The 15,747-nt window shown below is 62.2% G+C and carries 12 protein-coding genes; 7 read left to right on the top strand and 5 right to left on the bottom strand.

Annotation, left to right across the window (positions count from 1 at the left end; all coding sequences use genetic code 11):
- Positions 1–46: 46 nt before the first annotated feature.
- From J5M57_RS21325 to J5M57_RS21300, 6 genes are all read left to right on the top strand, one after another.
- Positions 47–655 carry a YqiA/YcfP family alpha/beta fold hydrolase gene (locus J5M57_RS21325; protein ID WP_207849132.1) on the top strand — a complete coding sequence of 203 codons (609 nt, stop codon included), beginning with the start codon at positions 47–49 and terminating at the stop codon, positions 653–655.
- A 42-nt stretch (positions 656–697) separates the two neighbouring features.
- On the top strand, positions 698–2,605 hold the full coding sequence (gene parE, locus J5M57_RS21320) for a DNA topoisomerase IV subunit B (RefSeq protein WP_207849131.1): 1,908 nt from the start codon (positions 698–700) through the stop codon (positions 2,603–2,605).
- Entirely contained in the window at positions 2,605–3,594 is a 990-nt protein-coding gene (locus J5M57_RS21315; RefSeq protein ID WP_207849130.1) for an esterase-like activity of phytase family protein, read from the top strand. The genes parE and J5M57_RS21315 overlap by 1 nt, the downstream gene beginning before the upstream one ends.
- Positions 3,591–4,115, top strand: a complete 525-nt coding sequence (locus J5M57_RS21310; RefSeq protein WP_207849129.1) for a TIGR02281 family clan AA aspartic protease — start codon at positions 3,591–3,593, stop codon at positions 4,113–4,115. The genes J5M57_RS21315 and J5M57_RS21310 overlap by 4 nt, the downstream gene beginning before the upstream one ends.
- A gap of 7 nt (positions 4,116–4,122) precedes the next feature.
- Positions 4,123–6,387 carry a DNA topoisomerase IV subunit A gene (gene parC / locus J5M57_RS21305; protein ID WP_047600727.1) on the top strand — a complete coding sequence of 755 codons (2,265 nt, stop codon included), beginning with the start codon at positions 4,123–4,125 and terminating at the stop codon, positions 6,385–6,387.
- A gap of 177 nt (positions 6,388–6,564) precedes the next feature.
- Positions 6,565–7,275: an ABC-type transport auxiliary lipoprotein family protein gene (locus tag J5M57_RS21300; protein WP_064585687.1), complete on the top strand. Its 711-nt coding sequence runs from the start codon at positions 6,565–6,567 to the stop codon at positions 7,273–7,275.
- Between the two features lie 365 nt (positions 7,276–7,640).
- Here the strand turns inward: J5M57_RS21300 and J5M57_RS21295 are convergent, their stop codons facing one another.
- Complete coding sequence (locus J5M57_RS21295; protein WP_207849128.1) at positions 7,641–9,146, bottom strand: AhpA/YtjB family protein; 1,506 nt, start codon at positions 9,144–9,146, stop codon at positions 7,641–7,643.
- Positions 9,147–9,280: 134 nt separating this feature from the next.
- Here J5M57_RS21295 and serB point away from each other — a divergent pair, with 134 nt between their 5' ends.
- On the top strand, positions 9,281–10,495 hold the full coding sequence (gene serB / locus J5M57_RS21290) for a phosphoserine phosphatase SerB (RefSeq protein ID WP_007967407.1): 1,215 nt from the start codon (positions 9,281–9,283) through the stop codon (positions 10,493–10,495).
- Positions 10,496–10,634: 139 nt separating this feature from the next.
- Here serB and J5M57_RS21285 read toward each other — a convergent pair whose 3' ends face one another.
- From J5M57_RS21285 to J5M57_RS21270, 4 genes are all read right to left on the bottom strand, one after another.
- Positions 10,635–12,389 (bottom strand): molecular chaperone, encoded by a 1,755-nt coding sequence (locus J5M57_RS21285; protein ID WP_207849127.1) that lies wholly within the window; start codon positions 12,387–12,389, stop codon positions 10,635–10,637.
- A gap of 68 nt (positions 12,390–12,457) precedes the next feature.
- Positions 12,458–13,318, bottom strand: coding sequence for an archaetidylserine decarboxylase (asd, locus tag J5M57_RS21280; protein WP_083367184.1), 861 nt, complete (start codon positions 13,316–13,318; stop codon positions 12,458–12,460).
- Complete coding sequence (gene rhdA / locus J5M57_RS21275; protein ID WP_169842540.1) at positions 13,318–14,151, bottom strand: thiosulfate sulfurtransferase; 834 nt, start codon at positions 14,149–14,151, stop codon at positions 13,318–13,320. Before rhdA ends, asd begins: the two co-directional genes overlap by 1 nt.
- Before the next feature lie 42 nt (positions 14,152–14,193).
- Complete coding sequence (locus tag J5M57_RS21270; RefSeq protein WP_064585692.1) at positions 14,194–15,732, bottom strand: HDOD domain-containing protein; 1,539 nt, start codon at positions 15,730–15,732, stop codon at positions 14,194–14,196.
- Between the last annotated feature and the right edge of the window lie 15 nt (positions 15,733–15,747).

Raw genomic sequence — 15,747 nt, 5'->3', positions numbered from 1 at the left:
CTCCCTGTAAACTCCGCTATCTTTCGCCGACACTCAGGGAGCTCAAATGTCCGGTTCGATCCTCTATATCCACGGTTTCAACAGCGCCCCGGCCTCGAAAAAAGCCTGTCAGCTGGTCGCGGTGATGGAACGGCTGGGTTTGAGCGAGCAATTGCGTGTCCCGGCGCTGCATCACCACCCGCGTCAAGCCATCGGTCAGTTGGAGCAGGCGATTGCCGAGCTGGGCCGGCCGTTGCTGGTGGGAAGCTCACTCGGCGGCTACTATGCGACTCACTTGGTCGAGCGCCACGGCTTGAAAGCCCTGCTGGTCAACCCGGCGGTCAGCCCGCACCGGATGTTCGACGGATACCTGGGCACGCAGAAAAACCTGTATACCGATGAGACCTGGGAACTGACCCACGACCACGTAACGGCCCTGGCCGAGCTGGAAGTGCCGGCGCCCGTGGATGCGCAGCGCTATCAGGTGTGGTTGCAGACCGGCGATGAAACACTGGATTATCGCCTCGCCCAGCAGTATTACCGGGCCTGTGCGCTGCGTATTCAGGCCGGCGGCGACCATAGTTTTCAAGGGTTTGCCGGGCAATTGCCGGCGTTGCTGAGTTTTGCCGGCATTGGCGCCGATTTGTATCAGGCAATCGATTTCACCGCATTGTGATGTCTTGCCCCTTTTTCATTGAATCACTGACGACGAGACCCTATGGCCACTCCCAGCGCTAGCTCTTATAACGCCGACGCCATCGAAGTCCTCTCGGGCCTCGACCCGGTGCGTAAACGCCCCGGCATGTACACCGACACCAGTCGGCCGAACCACCTCGCCCAGGAAGTCATCGACAACAGTGTCGACGAAGCCTTGGCCGGCCACGCCAAATCGGTGCAGGTGATCCTGCACGCCGATCACTCGCTGGAAGTCAGCGACGACGGTCGCGGCATGCCGGTCGACATTCACCCGGAAGAGGGTGTGTCAGGCGTCGAGCTGATCCTCACCAAGCTTCATGCGGGCGGCAAGTTTTCCAACAAGAACTACCAGTTCTCCGGCGGTCTGCACGGGGTCGGTATTTCTGTGGTCAACGCTTTGTCGACCGAAGTCCGGGTACGAGTTAAACGTGACGGCAACGAATACCAGATGACCTTCGCCGATGGCTTCAAGGCCACCGAGCTGGAAATCGTCGGCAGCGTCGGCAAGCGCAATACCGGTACCAGCGTGTACTTCGCGCCGGACCCGAAATACTTCGATTCACCGAAATTCTCCATCAGCCGCCTCAAGCACGTGCTCAAGGCCAAGGCTGTGCTGTGCCCGGGGCTGCTGGTCAGCTTTGAAGACAAAGGCACCGGCGAGAAAGTCGAGTGGCATTACGAAGACGGCCTGCGCTCCTATCTGGTCGACGCGGTCAGCGAATTCGAACGCCTGCCGGACGAGCCGTTCTGCGGCAGCCTGGCCGGTAATAAAGAAGCGGTCGACTGGGCGCTACTGTGGCTGCCGGAAGGTGGCGACGCGGTGCAGGAAAGCTACGTCAACCTGATCCCGACGGCGCAGGGCGGCACCCACGTCAACGGTCTGCGTCAGGGCCTGCTCGATGCGATGCGCGAGTTCTGCGAATTCCGCAGCTTGCTGCCACGCGGTGTGAAGCTGGCGCCGGAAGACGTCTGGGAACGCATCGCTTTCGTGCTGTCGATGAAGATGCAGGAGCCGCAGTTCTCCGGCCAGACCAAAGAGCGTCTGTCGTCCCGTGAAGCGGCGGCGTTCGTCTCCGGGGTGGTCAAGGACGCCTTCAGCCTGTGGCTCAACGTCAACCCGGAAACCGGCCTGGCGCTGGCCGAACTGGCGATCAACAACGCCGGTCGCCGCCTCAAGGCGAGCAAAAAGGTCGAGCGCAAACGCGTCACCCAGGGGCCGGCGCTGCCGGGCAAACTGGCTGATTGCGCCGGGCAGGACCCGATGCGGTCCGAGCTGTTCCTGGTCGAAGGTGATTCCGCTGGTGGTTCCGCCAAGCAAGCGCGGGACAAGGAATTCCAGGCGATCCTGCCGTTGCGCGGCAAGATTCTCAACACGTGGGAAGTCGACGGCAGCGAAGTGCTGGCCAGCCAGGAAGTGCACAACATCGCCGTGGCCATCGGGGTCGACCCGGGCGCCGCGGACATGAGTCAGTTGCGCTACGGCAAGATCTGCATCCTCGCCGACGCCGACTCCGACGGTCTGCACATCGCCACGCTGCTCTGCGCGTTGTTCGTCCAGCATTTCCGCCCGCTGGTGGATGCCGGTCACGTCTACGTCGCCATGCCGCCGTTGTACCGCATCGACCTCGGCAAAGAGATCTACTACGCCCTCGACGAAGCCGAGCGCGACGGGATTCTCGACCGTCTGGTGGCCGAGAAGAAGCGCGGCAAACCGCAGGTCACCCGATTCAAAGGTCTGGGTGAAATGAACCCGCCGCAGTTGCGTGAAACCACCATGGACCCGAACACCCGGCGCCTGGTGCAACTGACGCTGGGCGAAGATTTCGCCCAAACCTCGGAAATGATGGACATGCTGCTGGCGAAGAAACGCGCCGGTGACCGCAAGACCTGGCTCGAATCCAAGGGCAACCTCGCCGAGGTGCTGGCCTGATGCGGTTTGGCTGGGCCTTGGCGGGTGCGTTACTGCTGAGTGCGATGAGCGTGTCGGCCGAGCCGTTGCAGGAGTTGCGCGTGCTTTCCGAGCATCCGGTCGACGGCATGCGCGGCGGCAACCTGTCGGGGCTGGCCATGTGTGGCAGCGAGTTGTGGACGGTGTCGGACCGCGATGACGATCAGATCTATCGCCTCAATACCGCCGATCAGGTCTGGCAGGCCGAAGCCTTGCACATCGACGTGCCCCCGGTGCCGGAGACCGGTTTGCCGTGGGGGTTGCGCTCGCGCAATTGGGCTGCGTCGTTCGTGCGCGGTGGCGACCTGGATTTCGAGGGCATCAGCTGCGACAGCGCCGGCAATCGCTACATCGTCAGCGAGGGTCATGCGGCGGTCTTGCAGGTGCCCGTCAGCGGCCCGGTCAACTGGCTGAAGATCTCGTCGATGATGGTTCGCGAAGCGCGGGCCAGTGGCATGCTCCTGCATTTCAATGCGATTTTCGAAGGCCTGGCGATCAACCCGGCGGGCGATCAGCTGTGGCTGGCCGCCGAACGGCAAAGCCGTGGCTTGCTGCTGATCAAGCGCCAACAGACGGTGTGGAATTGCGACGGTCGTTGTGTGCTGCTCAGCGAGGGCGGCAAGGAGATGCAGCCGTCGCAGTTCCCAAATGCCAAAGCGGTCGACCGAGACTTTTCCGACCTTTCGTTGTTCAACGGCAAATTGTTTACCCTTGAACGCAACGCCTTCCAGATTTGTCGGCGCGATGCGCAGACCGCCAAGGTCGAGCGTTGCTGGTCGTACGCAGCCGAACTGTTGCAGGCCAACCGACGTTACTCGCAGAACTTCGGATTGGAAGAGGCGCTGATCGTTGACGCTGAGGGTGCGTGGGTTGGCGTCGACAATAATTTCGGTCCGCGGGCAGACGGTGAGGTTCGCCCGATTGTCTGGCGCTTCGCCGCGCCTGAAGGTGGCTGGAGCGCCAAGCCGTGAGTCAGCAACCGCCGGGCAAACGCGCCGGTCGGGTGTTGATGATCCTGGCGTGGTGCGCGGCGCTGTTTCTGGCCACGCGGTTTTTTGGCCAGTGGGAAGCGCGTCAGCAGAATCCGAACGTTGTGGTCACGTCCGAGCAGCATGACGGCGTGATCGAAGTAAAGCTGGCCGGCAACGCCCAAGGGCATTTTGTCGCCAGCGGCCAGATCAACGGTGAGCCGGTGGAGTTCATGCTCGACACCGGTGCCACCGACGTGGCGATCCCGGCGGATCTGGCCAAGCGGTTGAAACTGGAAGAAGGTTTCGGCGTGACCCTGAGCACGGCCAACGGCCTGAGCCAGGGCTACCGGACCAAAATCGACCGCCTGCAACTGGGCGACATCGTGCTGCGTGACGTCCGCGCACTGGTGGCGCCGGGGCTGCATGGCGATCAGGTGCTGCTTGGCATGAGCGCCCTGAACAAACTTGAATTTACCCAGCGCGGCGGCACCATGCTGCTGCGCCAGACAACGAACCGATGAGGCCCGCATGAGCGACATCCTTGCAGACAGCTTAGACGGCGTAGAACGCCGATCGCTGGCTGACTTCACCGAAAATGCCTACCTCAACTACTCCATGTACGTGATCATGGACCGTGCTCTGCCGCATATCGGCGACGGCCTGAAACCGGTACAGCGGCGCATCATTTATGCGATGAGCGAGCTGGGGCTGGACGCCGATTCCAAGCACAAGAAATCGGCGCGTACCGTCGGTGACGTGCTCGGCAAGTTCCACCCGCACGGCGACTCGGCGTGCTACGAAGCAATGGTGCTGATGGCTCAGCCGTTCAGCTATCGCTACACGCTGGTCGACGGCCAGGGCAACTGGGGTGCGCCGGACGATCCGAAGTCCTTCGCCGCCATGCGTTACACCGAAGCGCGTCTGTCGCGCTATTCCGAAGTGCTGCTCAGCGAACTGGGCCAGGGCACGGCTGACTGGGGCCCGAACTTCGACGGCACCCTGCAGGAACCGCTGGTGTTGCCGGCACGTTTGCCGAACATCCTGCTCAACGGCACCACCGGCATCGCCGTGGGCATGGCCACCGATGTGCCGCCGCACAACCTGCGTGAAGTGGCCACCGCCTGCGTGCGTCTGCTCGATGAGCCGAAAGCCACGGTCGAGCAGCTTTGCGAGCACATTCAAGGCCCGGACTACCCGACCGAAGCGGAAATCATCACCCCGCGCGCCGACCTGCTGAAAATGTACGAAACCGGCAAAGGCTCGGTGCGTATGCGCGCCGTGTACCACGTCGAGGACGGCGACATCATCGTCACCGCGCTGCCGCATCAGGTCTCCGGGGCCAAGGTGCTGGAGCAGATCGCCGCACTGATGCAGGCCAAACCGTCGAAAGCGCCGCAGATCGCTGACCTGCGCGACGAATCCGACCACGAAAACCCGTGCCGCATCGTGATCATTCCGGTCAACAGCCGCGTCGACCACGAAGCGCTGATGCAGCACCTGTTCGCCAGCACCGAGCTGGAGTCGACCTACCGGGTCAACGTCAACATCATCGGTCTGGACGGCAAGCCGCAGCTGAAAAACCTGCGGGCGTTGCTGGTCGAATGGCTGGAATTCCGCGTGCTGACCGTGCGTCGCCGCCTGCAATTCCGCCTCGACAAGGTCGAGCGTCGTCTGCACCTGTTGGACGGTTTGCTGATCGCCTACCTCAACCTGGATGAAGTGATCCACATCATCCGCACCGAGGAGCACCCGAAAGCCAAGCTGATCGAGCGCTTCGCCCTCAGCGAGATTCAGGCCGACTACATCCTCGACACCCGTCTGCGTCAATTGGCGCGACTGGAGGAGATGAAGCTGCGCGACGAGCAGGACGAACTGCTCAAGGAACAAGCCAAGCTGCAAGCGTTGCTGGGCAGCGAAGCCAAGTTGAAGAAGCTGGTGCGCACCGAGCTGCTGAAAGACGCTGAAACCTACGGCGATGACCGTCGTTCGCCAATCGTCGAGCGCGCTGAAGCCAAGGCGCTGACCGAACACGATCTGCTGCCGAACGAGAAAGTCACCGTCGTATTGTCCGAGAAAGGCTGGATTCGCTCAGCCAAGGGCCACGATATCGACGCCACCGGCCTGTCGTACAAGGCCGGCGACGGCTTCAAGACCTCGGCGGCGGGGCGCTCCAACCAGTCTGCCGTGGTGATTGACTCCACTGGCCGCAGCTACTCGGTCGCCGCGCACACGTTGCCGTCGGCCCGGGGCCAGGGCGAGCCGTTGACCGGCCGCCTGACGCCACCGCCCGGTGCCACGTTCGAATGCGTGCTGATGCCGGAAGACGATGCGCTGTACGTGATCGCCTCCGACGCCGGTTACGGTTTCGTGGTGAAAGGTGAAGACCTGCAAGCCAAGAACAAGGCCGGTAAAGCCCTGTTGAGCCTGCCGAACAACGCCAAGGTTATTGCGCCTCGTCCGGTGACTGACCGAGAGAATGATTTGCTTGCTGCGGTGACAAGCGAGGGGCGTATGCTGGTTTTCAATATCAGCGATTTGCCGCAGTTGGCGAAGGGCAAGGGCAATAAGATCATCGGTGTTCCGGGTGACCGTGTTGCCAGCCGTGAAGAGTTTGTCACGGACATTGCGGTCATTCCTGCGGGTGCTACGTTGATCCTGCAAGCGGGTAAACGTCCATACAAACTGAAGGCCGAAGACCTCGAACACTACAAAGGTGAACGTGGCCGTCGCGGTAATAAACTCCCGCGGGGCTTCCAGCGGGTGGATGCGCTGCTCGTCGAAAACCTCAATTAAGCGCCCTAGAGCGCTCGATCTACGATTTAACGCGTAGATCGACGCTTTGGCGCTGGAGTCGGAACGCATATTCACGGATGATATGGCCTTTCCAAACGCAGGCGTGGCCGAGCGTTCTTCATATTTATTGAGTATTTTCACTGTGGTGAGCCTTGTGGCGGCCACTTGGACGGGATGATGACTTCTCTGCGCCCCCTTATTTTCCTGCTCGCCGGCGTTTTGGGCCTGGCGGGTTGCAGCGTTCACCAGCCGGTGTCGCTGTATCAGCTGGACAGCGGAAGTCCGGCTCAGCCTGCGCAAAGCACAGGCATGGCGGTTTTGTTGGGCCCGGTAGTCATCGCTGATTACCTGCAACGTGAGACCCTGCTGCAACGTCAACCGGACGGCAGCCTGCAAGCCTCGACCGACGGTCGCTGGGCGGGCAGCCTTTCGTCGGATATCGATCAATTGCTGATGCGTCAGGTTGCCGGTCATCTGGACAGCCAGCGCGTGGTGTTGGCGCCGGCCACCCTGGGGTTTACCCCGGATGTGCAGGTGTTGCTGACCATCACGCGTCTGGACTCGGGTGAGAAACAACCGGCGATCCTCGATGCGCAATGGCGCCTGATCGACCGTCGCGGCAAGGTGCGCGATAACCGCATCGTCCATCTGCAGGAGCTGCACGCCGGCACCACGGCTTCGCAGGTTCAGGCCCAGGGCATTCTGCTGCAGCGTCTGGCCGAGCAGTTGTCGGTCGCGCTGAAACCGTTGGCCAATCAGCCACCAGTGGCCGAGGCGCCGCGTAAAGCGGCACCGAAGCCGGCAGCGCCGGCGGCGGAAGCCGAGAAGCAGCCGAAGATTCCGATGGCATCACCGATTCGTACGGACATGGAAGTGTTCCGCTTCTGAGTCTGGTTTGAGTCAAGACAGAGCCCGCCTTGTGCGGGCTTTGTTGTTTCTGGGTGTTGGCGGAACATGCATTGGTGCCCGACTCGAAAAGCCCCTCACCCTAGCCCTCTCCCAAAGGGAGAGGGGACTGACCGAAGTGTCTGGCGTTATCCATCGACCTGAGAAATCGTGTCGATTACGGATTCACAGCCGAGCGTTCAAGTCGGTGTATCGTTCGAATATCCCCCAATCGGTTCCCTCTCCCTCCGGGAGAGGGCTAGGGTGAGGGGCTCTTCAAGGCTAGGCGCAATCACGAAACCATCACACACAAAAAAGCCCGCAGACAATCACTCATCTGCGGGCTTCTTCAAATCAAGGGCAAGACCTCAGGCCCGGCGCTCATGCATCCGCGCCAGTTGCCGTTCGAGCATCGATGGATATGGCTCCATCAATCGCTCTACGCAGCAAGCCCCCTCAGGGCTGGCAATCGGGCGGATCCGCGCGCGCTGGCGAATCAGCGCATCGTCACCGATCTTGCGCTCGACCAGCAGCAGGTTGCGGCTGTGCTGCGACAGGGCCAGAGCATCCTGGGCCGAATCGGTCAGCAGCAGGTCGATCTGACTCAGGCCGAACAGCTCATCGCCCAGGGTCAGGCCCAACTGCAATTGCAGGGTGATGCCGCTGTCGGCGACTTCGATCTGCAACTGATGACCCAGTGCCCGCAGCAACTCGCCGCAGCAGATGGCGTTGGTCAGGTAGTCGTCACCGCTGTCTTCGGTGTGGAACAGCATCAGCGTGCTGCCGTCGTTCAGGGTTTCGATTTCGCCCTGATACAGCGAAGCGGCCTGGTCGAGGCAATCGCGATAGCGTTCCTGCAATTCTTCCAGACGCGCACGGGGCAGACGCCGCAATTGCTCCTGTGAACCCAATTGCACCGCCAGCACGGCCGTGTGTTGCGGCACGCTTGGCGTGGCGCGGCGAACCGCAGGCTGCGCCGTTTCACTCAGCGATTCGTCGCGCAGGTCGGCGAACGCGTCATCGTCATCATCGTCTTCGACGGTGCTGACCACATGGCGCGGGGCAGGCTTTTGCGCGGCCATCGGACGGGTTTCGTCAAAACTCGGATCACGCAGGTTGCGCACTTCGAATTCAGGCTCGTCGTCCTCGTCTGCGAATTCAGGTTCTGGCTCAGGCGCCGGCTCCGGCGCGTAGTTGGCGTGCAGTTGACGGGCCAGATCGCCGATTTCATCCTGGCGTTCGATGCCCGGTGTGTGCTCGTCAATCCGGCGCAGCCAGACACGCAATTGCAGCAGCGGTGTGGACAAATAGCGGCCCATGCGCAGGCTCAAGGCCAGCGAAAGCGCCAACAGGATCGCACTGAGAATGCCCATGCTCTGCAGGCTGATGGTCATCGGCTGCTGGAACTGATCCATGTCCAGGCTGATGCGCAGTTGCCCGGCGGTCACGTCCTGAAAGGTGATCTTGCTCTCGTACATGCCTTCGGCTTCGCCCAACAGGCTGTGCTTGGGGCGCTGACCGGATTCAGCGAGGATGCGGTTGTCCACGCTATAGATAGCCGCGTGGGCCACCAGTTTGTTCTTGGTCAGGTTGTTGAGCAGCACGTTGAGGCTGAGGATGTCGTTGGACACCAGCAGCTCAGTGGCGGAGGTGGCGGTCTGCGTGGTCAGGCTTTCGCCCAGCGCATCGGCCTGCTCGTGCATGGCCTGCTTGAATTGCAGACCCATCACCCCGGCATAGATCACCAGGGCCAGAGCGACCAGGATCACGTTATGGCTGGCAATGCGCAATGCAATCGGTACACGGCGATGGCGCAGTGCACGGAAGATCAGCAGGAAGAAGTTATCGGTTTTAACTGGCGTTGGCCGGTTCACTGAGCTCGGCTCTTTTGTCCGTGAAGTTGACGCGCAGTATAGCGACAGGCCCTAGACCGGCAAAGCGCTCACGGTGCCCGATGGTCACTGAAAGTGGGTAGAATGCGGTTTTTTTCCAGTTGCGGGGGTGCGCGTTGCGCGAAATCGTCCTGATTAACATCACGGGAGTCGACCGTCCAGGTCTGACTGCGGCCATTACCGGCGTTCTGGCACAAGGTGGTGTGAACATTCTCGACATCGGTCAGGCGGTGATCCACGACACCCTGTCGTTTGGCATCCTGGTTGAAATTCCCGATTCCGAGCAAGGCAAGGCGGTGCTCAAGGACATCCTGTTCAAGGGCTACGAGCTCGACCAGCAGGTGCGCTTCACCCCGGTGTCCGAAGAGGACTACCAGCAGTGGGTGGGCAATCAGGGCAAGAAACGCCACATCGTCACCCTGTTGACCCGCAAAGTGACCGCCGGCCAATTGCAGGCAGTCAGCTCGATCACCGCCAAATACGGCCTGAACATCGACCATATCGACCGTCTGTCGGGTCGCATGCCGCTGGACACGCCAGCCGACAAGGGCAAGGGCTGCATAGAGTTCTCCGTGCGTGGCGAGGCGGCTGATCCGCAGGCGCTGCGTGCCGAATTCCTCAGCGTCGCCCAAGAGCTGAACGTCGATATCGCTTTCCAGGAAGACTCGCTGTTCCGTCGCAACCGTCGTCTGGCGGTGTTCGACATGGACTCGACGCTGATCGAAGCCGAAGTCATCGACGAACTGGCCAAGGCCGCCGGTGTGGGGGAGCAAGTCTCGGCCATCACCGAGCGCGCCATGGCCGGCGAGCTGGACTTCCGCGCCAGCTTCAAGGAACGTCTGGCACTGCTCAAGGGCCTCGACGTCAGCGTGCTGGACTCGATCGGCGCCTCGCTGCGGCTGACCGAAGGCGCGGAAACCCTGTTCGCCGAACTCAAGCGCCTGGGCTACAAGACCGCAATCCTGTCCGGTGGCTTCACTTATTTCGCCAAGCAGTTGCAGGCCAAACTCGGCATCGACTACGTATTCGCCAACGAACTGGAAGTGGTCGACGGCAAGTGCACCGGCGTGGCAATCGAGCCGATTGTCGATGCCCAGCGCAAGGCCGACCTGCTGAAGGAGCTGGCGCACAAGGAAGGTTTGCGTCTGGAGCAGACCATCGCGGTCGGTGACGGCGCGAATGACCTGCCGATGCTGGCGATTGCCGGATTGGGCGTGGCGTTCCGTGCCAAGCCGCTGGTCAAGCAGTCGGCGAAGCAGGCGATCTCCACCCTGGGGCTGGATGGCGTGTTGTATCTGCTGGGCTTCCGCGACCGCGACGGGCAGCTCTAAGCCTGGTGCGGGCCTCTGTGGCGAGGGAGCTTGCTCCCGCTGGACTGCGCAGCAGGCCCCTTCTTTTGCTGGATACAGAGGGAGTCGCTTCGCAACTCAGCGGGAGCAAGCTCCCTCGCCACAGGTTTCTGGATTGCCCCTAAAGCGACTTCCACAACGAGTCGAAATCCTCCTCGCCCCCGCCATTCTGCGCGGCCTCCAGCGAGCGATAGGCAAACTGATTGAAACTGTGCGTACTCGCCACCCGTCGATCCAGTCCGGCGCGGTGTTCTTCGCCGTGGGTGTTGATCAGCACTTTATTGCCCTCTTGAAACGGCAAGCGCGGGGCCAGCAGGGTCGCGGGCAAGTCGATGGCACTGATCTCGGGCAACAGCAGGCCGCGTAAGTAGTGGCTGTGATCGTCCCGCGAGCGCACCAGTTGCAAACCGCAGGGTTCGGCGTGTGGCGCCACCAGCTCAATGCCCATTTGCGGTCCGCCGCCGCGTACCTGACGAATCCAGCGGACCACCGCAATGCTCCAGCCCTGATTCGAACTGTCCTGAATCCCGACCATCTCCCCGGCCTGCAGCTCGGCGGGCACTTCGCTTGGCCAGCCCAGGCAATAACCGCCGGGGCTGTGGTTGATCACCGGCAGCGTGTAGGTCGGGTAATGCGGGGTGTGGTCAGCAGCCTTTTCGTCTTCACCGAGTTGGTCGTACTGGATTTCTTCGTAGGGCAGAAACTCATCCGCGTGGCTGTGCGGGGCGGCGTCGAAGGCCTGGCTCCAGCTGTCCTTTTCGCCCTGGACCACTGCGCGGCTGAAGTTCGCCGCGCGGGCGCCGGGATGCTTGAGCAGCTCACTGAAGGTGCGCTCGCCGCCCAGATAGAAGTGCAGGGCGCTCATGCCCACGCACACGGTCAGGTTGCCTTGGCCAACGGTGCGCTGAAAGCTGCGCTCGGCGGCCTGGCCCCAACCGGCGTGCACATGTTGCAGGGTGTCGAAGCTCAGCCCTGTCGGGACGGGCAGCGGCGTCGAGGTCTCCTGATGTTGTAAATGCGCTTCGATGACATTCACCAGCGGCTGCGGATCGAAGCCGAGCAGTGCGCCCTGTTGCTCCTTGCGAAACATGCTGCGGTAACGCGGGCCGGTGTCCAGCTCGGCGCTGATGGCGAACAGTCCGTCGTCCGGACTGCCGGGATGCAGCTTGAGCAGGGCGCTCCATGGCTCCAGCACTTCGGCCAGCCGGGCGATCTGGTTTTGCCGCAGTTGGTTGCAGCGGGCGCTGCCCAGCAGCAGGGCGGCAATGTAGGTCTGCTCCAGGCTCAGTTCGGTGGTCAGGCTCGCCAGGTCGTCGTGCACCCGCCGCTGTTGCAACTGTAATCCGCTGGCGCAGCGATACAACTGATGCAGCTCGAACCACAGCTGTTCCGGCGCCGGGCTATACAGCTGCGCGGCCCGCAGCAGTTGTGCCTTGAGCGCATGCGCGGCCCGCTGCAAAGCCTGGCCGACCAGCGCAGCGCGATCCTTGTGGTACTTGGGGGCAATGCGCAGCACGATCTGTTTGTAGCCGATGGCCAACTGACTTTGTAGCGCCTGACACAGGTTGCTGATCTTGCGCGAGCGATCGTCGAGCATGATCGCCTGATGCAGGAAGTGCCGCTCCAGATGCTGGCAGACGAAATACACTTCGGGGCGCAGCAACTCCAGCAGTTGCAGGCGATTGTCGCTGGGGGTGAGCAATTGGTTGAGTTCGCCCAGGCCTTGATACAACTGGCGGGCGGTTTCGCCGATGTTGGCCTTGGGCAGGCCGGCGATCCAGCGCTTGAGGTCGCGCGGGGTTGCTTCGCAGAACGACAGGCGTGACTGCGTTGGAATCGGGGCGCTTAGCAACGGAGGGGAGATGGTCTGGCTCATGCCAAAAACCATAGCAGCAATTACAGCAATCGGTGAGAGCGGCCGAGGCTGCTCCCACCGAGGATGAATCAGGCTGTTGGCAGTGCCAGCGCCTGGCCCATCTGCACGGGCGAACCGGCAGCCAGCTCTTCAACCCATTTCACCTGATCCGGCCCGAACAGCACGATCGCGGTCGATCCAAGCTTGAAGCGGCCCAGTTCGGCGCCTTTTTCCAGATGGATCGGCGCACGAGCGGCTTCGTCGTAGCGGAAGGTCTTCAGCTCACGCTTCGGCGGGGTGACCAGACCGGCCCACACGGTTTCGATCGATGCGACGATCATCGCGCCGACCAGCACGACGGCCATCGGGCCACGCTCGGTGTCGAAGATGCACGCCACGCGTTCGTTGCGGGCGAACAGTTCCGGGACGTTTTCCGCGGTGGTCTGGTTGACCGAGAAGATCCGGCCCGGGATGTAGACCATCTCGCGCAGGGTACCGGCCAGCGGCATGTGTACGCGGTGGTAATCCTTCGGCGACAGGTAAATGGTGGCGAAGTCGCCGCCCATGAACGGTGCGGCATTCGCTGCGTCACCGCCGAGCAACTCCAGCACGCTGAAGCTGTGGCCCTTGGCCTGGAACACCCGCCCGTGTTCGATCGGGCCGAGCTGGCTGACCGCGCCGTCGGCCGGGCTGAGGATCGCACCCGGGGTTTCGTCCAGTGGACGCGCGCCGTCTTTCAGGGCACGGGTGAAGAAGGCGTTGAAGTGCTCGTAGGCGGTCAGGTCTTCGACCAGCGCTTGCGACATGTCCACCTGATAACGCTTGGCGAACCACTGGGTGAAGGCATTCTTGAACCAGCGCACGCGGCACTCGGCAACGCAGCCGGCCAGGCGCGACAGCAGGTGATGCGGCAGCAGGTATTGGCTGAGGATAAACAGACGCTCTTTCATTAGTTGTCCTTAGAACCTTGAATCTCGACAGGCGTATCAGGGTGGTTGCCCCATTCGCCCCATGAACCGGCGTAGCCCTTGACCCGCGGATAACCGAGGGACTTGGCCACCAGATAAGTGAAGCCCGACCGGTGATGGGTCTGGCAGTGGGTAATGATTTCTTTGTCTTTGGTGATTCCGAGATCTTCTAGGATCTGCGGCATGTCGGTGCGAATCCGCAACTGGCGCGCCTTGTCCATGCCGGCAGTCCACTCGAAGTTCACCGCGCCCGGAATGTGTCCGGCCTTGGCGGCCAGCACTTTCTCGCCGGAGTATTCCAGTGGCCCACGGGCATCCCAGATCGCCAGATCGGCGGCGCCAAGACGGCTTTGCAGGTATTCCCGGGTTGCCGTTGGCTCTTCGTGCAGGGTCAGCGCCACCGGGCCGCCCACCGCAGGCGGAACCTGGATCGACATCGGCATGCCCGCCGCCAGCCACGCCGGCAGACCGCCATCGACGTAGTGGTACTTGTCGTGACCGATCACATCGAGCAGCCAGATGAACCGCCCGGCCCAGCCGCCGCCCTCGTCGTCATAGACCACGTAGACCGCGTCCTGGCGATGGCCCAGCTCTCCGAACAGAGCTTCGAGGTCGGCCTTGGCCGGCAGCAGTCCCGGAGCCGGCGGCTGGCCGAGCTGGGTGCGTTTCGGATCGACAAAGCGTGCGCCGGGAAGGTGACCTTCGGCATAACGGGCAGGGCTGGTCAGATCCACCAGAATCAGTTCAGGGGAATCGAGACGCGGGAGCAGGTCGCTCGGCTCGATGACGAGCGGCAAGCCAGAGAAGTCAGACATGTGAGGTCTCCAGAGCACAAAGGGGGGGATTGTAGCGCAGCCTCATCGACCACGGCTGCTAAAGCTGTGCAGGGCTTTTTCGATGCACTGTGCGGTTTTGCCGAACGCCTGCACGGTGATGTCGGCAAACGGCCCGCCGCCCTGATCGGCCACGACGATCATGATCACCCGGCCGTTATTGACCAGTGAGCGCAGGAACAAATGTTCGCCGCGAAACAGCGAACGCAGGCCCGGCGGCAACAACGCGGAAAATTGTGCGTTGTTCTCGGGGTTGATCCGCACCTGTGCCTGCTGCGCCAGCAGGCGTTGCAACACCTTGCTCTGGCTGACGACGAAATTCAGCGCGGCGGCGTCTTTCGGCAAGCCGAAAGTCTGGTGCACGCGCAGATTGGACTGTGTGCGATCGGCCATCAGGATCATCACCCGGCGCATGCCGCTGGCGACCAGGGCATCGCGCGCGGCGACGGTCAGGCTCATGGCATTGGTGAAGCGGCTCGGCTCGGCCAGCAGTTCGGCGCATTGCCGGCGCCATTGGGTCAGATCCTCGGCACTCGGCGCGGCTGCCGGCAGCATCCCGGCCGGCAACCGATGGGTGCCCCACGGCCATAATAAAGAGACGGCCGGGTGCCACAGATCAGGCATGGCATGCTGGCGCGCACTGTTGGCGGCCTGTTGGTGCAACTGTTGCTGCACTTCATCCAACGAAATCTGCAGATAAAGGCTGGTCAGGTACTGCCAGCGCTCGCTGTGCGGACTGTCCCAGGCCTGTTGCGCCGATAACGCCAGACCGTTGGCCAGCAGCACAGTGTTGGCCGGCTGGTTGAGCCAGCGACGCAGGGTCGGATCGTCATCGAGGCGATTCTGCTGGCGCAGCGGATGTTCGCTGTCGCGGGCGATGCGCAGCACTTTGACCAGTTCGCGCTGTTCGCTGAGCAGCAATTTATAACCTTGCTGCACCCAGATCGGCAGGTGCCAGACTTGCACCAGCGCTTCGGCGATCTTCAGCAGGCGCACGCCAAACAGTTGCTTCTCGACCACCGGGGCCGATTCGCCCTTGTGGATCACCCGCAATTCCCATTCTTCGAGCAACTCGGGAAACGTCAGCGCCAGCGGCCATAACGGCGAGAGAAACAGCAGGCTGCCCCAATGGATGTCCTGCCACAGTCGCGCCAGGCGACTGGCGAAAAAACCATTGGCCTGTTGCGTGGCGTGCTGGCTGATCATTTGCAGTTGGCGCAGGGCCTTGGGGATCTGCATCTGCGGTTGGGCCGGCAGGCGCGCCAGCAGTTCTTCGGTGCGCGCCAGGCCCAGACGGTTGATCGCCACCTCAAGATTTTCCGCGGGTGCGGCCATGGTGCCGAGGGTGTGACGATTAGCCTCACGGATGATGCTCAAGGCCAGTGCCGGACTGTCCTGCATCAGGTCGGCGATGTCGCGCAGGGAACTGCGGTTGTCACGGATCGCACGGCACACTTTGTCGTGAGCCTCTTGCGGCACGGGCAGGCGCACGCCATCGAGCAGTTTTACCCAGCCTTCCAGCGTGGTCGGTTTTGCGTGTGGGACGTTCGTTTCATTAGCCATGTCTGGACGAGATCT

This window comes from Pseudomonas sp. 86_A (assembly GCF_017491705.1).
GTDB lineage: Bacteria > Pseudomonadota > Gammaproteobacteria > Pseudomonadales > Pseudomonadaceae > Aquipseudomonas > Aquipseudomonas koreensis.
This window is presented reverse-complemented; position numbering and strand designations above follow the sequence as displayed.